Genomic DNA, 3,712 nt, shown 5'->3' on the forward strand with positions numbered 1-3,712 from the left:
CGGCTAGCGTGGAGGCTGGGGCAGCTCGATGTCATCCAGTGCCCGATTGGCCAGTAGCGTTCCTAGCTCGATCAATTGCTGGAGCCCCAACGCCACATGCCGCCGCGAGCCTTCCAGGTCGAAGGCCAGGTCGTTGGCCATGGCATTAGCGCAAGCCAGGGTCTCGCTGAGGGTGGTCAGTATGGATTCGGTGTTGAGCCCTTTGACCACGGTAAAGATCTGGCCGTCCTGGGTGTCGGGCTTGGCTGGCTTGTTGGGCGATAAGTGGATGTCTAGTGCTCGATCGGCCGCTTCGCGACGCTCTGCTGAGTCGAGGCTGGTGTAGGCGGAGAGATCTTTGGCTTTTTTTGGAGGGTTGGGGGTGTTCTTGACCATCTTGAAACTCCTGACTTGATAGTGAGCTTAACCACCTCGTGACCAAACGAGGGTGGTGGGCTATACGCAGGTTGGTCAACCGGGAAGTCAGGCACCCGGCGCACTCGAGAGTGCCCCGCGCACAGCCCGCCGCAAAGCATAACGGCAAAAGCGCCGAGATGCTGAGTTGCGCATGTGCGCCTGACTTCGAACAGGTGACCAAACCCGGTCGCTGATTTTGCAGCGACGGACAAAGCCTATCCCCATCGCTTCCGAACCACCAACCGACACGACTCGTCAGAAATGTCCGGCTCGCCACATTTTTTGTAGGACACAGGTTCCTGTGGCGAGGGAGCTTGCTCCCGCTCGGCTGCGCAGCAGACGCCGCTTTTCAGTTCAGGAACTCTGGGGTCGCTTCGCGGCCCAGCGGGAGCAAGCTCCCTCGCCACGGGGGTTTGCGTTTTCAGCGAAATTAATCCCATAAAAAAACCGACCCGCGTAAGTGGGTCGGTTTTTTTTCTTTGCAGGCAATCAGAACTGCGGCGTGTACTTCACTGTGAACATCAAATTACGCGGATCGCCAAAGTTGTTGTTGCCATTGAGTTGGTTGTAAGCCGGCGTTATGTAGGTCTTGTCGAACAGGTTGTTGGCATTGACCGCCAGATCGATCTCAGACGTCAACTTGTAGCCGACACGGGCGTTCCATACGGTGTAGCCCGGGATTTCACGGTCATAGTCGTAAACCAGCGTGTGGCTTTGGGTGGTGAAGCCCAGGCCGGTGCTGACACGGCTCCAATCGCCGGTGAACTGGTAGTTGCCCCACACGCGCAACATGTGTTTTGGCGTCCAGGTGCTAAAAACCTTGCCTTCCTTACTGTCGATACCGTCCGTGTCTTCCAGGTACTTCGTCGTGTTATAGGTGTAGCCCGCGAACAACTGCAAGTTGTCTACCACTTCACCGCTGATTTCGGCCTCGATGCCTTGGCTGCGCACTTTCCCGGAGGCAGAAGAGCAGTTCACCCCAGTGCAGCTAGGGATGTTGACGGCGCGGTTTTCGTGGTCGTAGCGGAACACAGCCAAGGAGGTATTGACCCGTCCATCCATCAACTCGCCCTTGAGGCCGACTTCGTAGTTTTTGCCAACAATGGGCTTGAGTACCGAACCACTGGGATCGACGTTGGTCTGCGGTTGGAACACGTCGGTATAGCTGGCGTAAACCGCCCACTCACGGCTCAGGTCATAGACGACACCGGCATAGGGCGTGACCACGCCGGTTTCGGTTGAGTAGCTTGGCGTGTTGCGTGTAATTCCGGCTGCGAGTTCATTTTTCGACTTGTAGCTGAAGTCGTACCAGCTGACCCGGGAACCCAGGATCAGTGTCAGGTCATCCACCGGCTTGACGCGCCAGGTGCCGTATATGCCTTTCTGGCGCACGTCGTACTTGGTGAGGACGCCCATGCCACCCGCAGCGATCAAACTGTCGTAGCTGATGTCCGGGCGGTCATTGTCAAGGTCGAAGATCGAGTCGCTGGTGCTGTTGAAGGTACGGGCATATTTATCATCCGTCTCCAATTGGGAGAAGTTGCCACCCAGCATGACCTCCTGTTCCATCGACAAGGCTTCGAACTTGCCGGTCAGGTTCATGTCGAGACCGGCCTTGGTAGACTGGAAGTCGGTCAGGAAGTCGGCATATTGCACGCCACTGCCATCGGGCAAGAGACCACCGACTCTTTGGACGCGCTGGTTCTTCGCCTGGTTGTCCTCAGTCATGTACACGCCCCCCACCTTGAACGCCCAATCCTCATTGAAGCGATGCTCCAGATCGGCATAGTAGGTGGTGACATCGATTTCCGACCGGTTCCAGCGCGCGCCGGTGTAGGTGGAGCGCGACACGTCCGGCATCGAGCCATCGGCGTAGCGCGGCAAACCACGGATGTTGCCGCGCGATTCGCCATTGGATTGGCTGACCGCCAAGCCCAAGGTGGTGTCTTCGCTCAAGTCGATGTCCAACGAGCCGTACAGCGAGTGGGTTTTGGTCCACGCGTGGTCGATGAATGAGTTGCTCTGGTCTTCGTCGGCAACGATACGGCCGCGGATGTTGCCAGCGTCGTTCAGCGGACCGCCAGCGTCCAGCTGCAAGCCGTAGTGGTCCCAGGAACCGGCCTTGCCCCTCAGGGTCACGGTCGGTGTGTTCTGGCCACGCTTGCGCACCAGGTTGACAGCGCCGCCGGGGCTGCCGGTGCCTTGCAGCAAGCCGGACGCACCACGAAGGATCTCCAGGCGGTCGTAGAAAATCAGGTCTTGGGTCGCCCAGTTGCCCAGCGAGTAGGTATTACGCGGGATCGGCACACCGTCGTACTGCCAATCGTCGATCTGGAAACCGCGCGACGACAGGATCATGCCCTGCCCCACGCCCTGGAGGCCAACGATGCCGGTGGTCTGGTTGACAGCGTCCTTGAGGTTGACCAGGTTCTGGTCATCCATCTGCTTGCGCGTCATCACGGTGATCGACTGGGGAATTTCCTTGAGGGTGTGGGTGCCCTTGCCGATCGTTACGGCGTTGCTGGTGTACGAGTTGCTGCCTTCGGTCGTTGCAGCCAACTGTTCGGCGTTGATGGTCGTTGCGCCCAGTTCCAGGCCCGCGGGGGAGCCCTTCACCAATATCAGGGTGTTGCCCTCGAGGCTGTAGCGCACGCCGGTGCCCTTGAGCAATTCGGTGATGGCCGCCTGCGGGCTCATCTTGCCGCTGACGCGGTTGCTTTTCAGGCCGGCCAACTCGTCGACGTTGTAGATCATTTGTTGGTTGGTTTGCTGGCCGAACGCTTGCAGCGCCTGCGGCAGCGGTTGCGCTGGGATGTTGACACTGACGTCTTCGGCCATCACCTGGGTGCTCAACGGCAACACACAGACCAGACCCAAGCCCGTCAACACCCGCCGCGAACGCAGGCCGCGGGACATGACAAGTGCCTTGAACAGCGGTTTCAACTCATGAATTGCCGACATCGTGCTCTCTTATTGATAGAAGTGAAAAGTCCATGGGGCCGAAGGGCCTGCCGTTCGCCAGCGCGGATTACCTGCTGACCGACCCCTCCCCGGGCACGGTCATCCGGCTGTACGACAGCGACATGTTTTCTGGACACAACCGGCGCCTGGGCTGCCTTGCCCGAGCCGATTCGCCCGCATTCCTTAGTAAGACGAAGCACCTGGGAAAAACCGGAATGAGTTTATTTATCATTTGCACGAAAGTTACAAAAAAGGCCGACGCGTGCTGGCGTCGGCCTTTTGTTGGTTGAGCATCGTTCCCAGGCTTTCGCGTGGGAACGCCGCCAGGGACCCTCTGCACTGCGTTTCTCTCAGA

2 protein-coding genes are annotated in these 3,712 nt (G+C 58.7%); both read right to left on the reverse strand.

All coding sequences use genetic code 11. The annotated features are described in order from the left end of the window. Positions 1 to 3: 3 nt before the first annotated feature. Positions 4 to 375 carry a DUF6124 family protein gene (locus DOCECA_RS14075; RefSeq protein WP_434606950.1) on the reverse strand — a complete coding sequence of 124 codons (372 nt, stop codon included), beginning with the start codon at positions 373 to 375 and terminating at the stop codon, positions 4 to 6. 510 nt (positions 376 to 885) lie between these two features. After that, positions 886 to 3,357: a TonB-dependent siderophore receptor gene (locus DOCECA_RS14080; RefSeq protein ID WP_445570702.1), complete on the reverse strand. Its 2,472-nt coding sequence runs from the start codon at positions 3,355 to 3,357 to the stop codon at positions 886 to 888. Positions 3,358 to 3,712: the final 355 nt, after the last annotated feature.

This window comes from Pseudomonas sp. E102 (assembly GCF_052660185.1).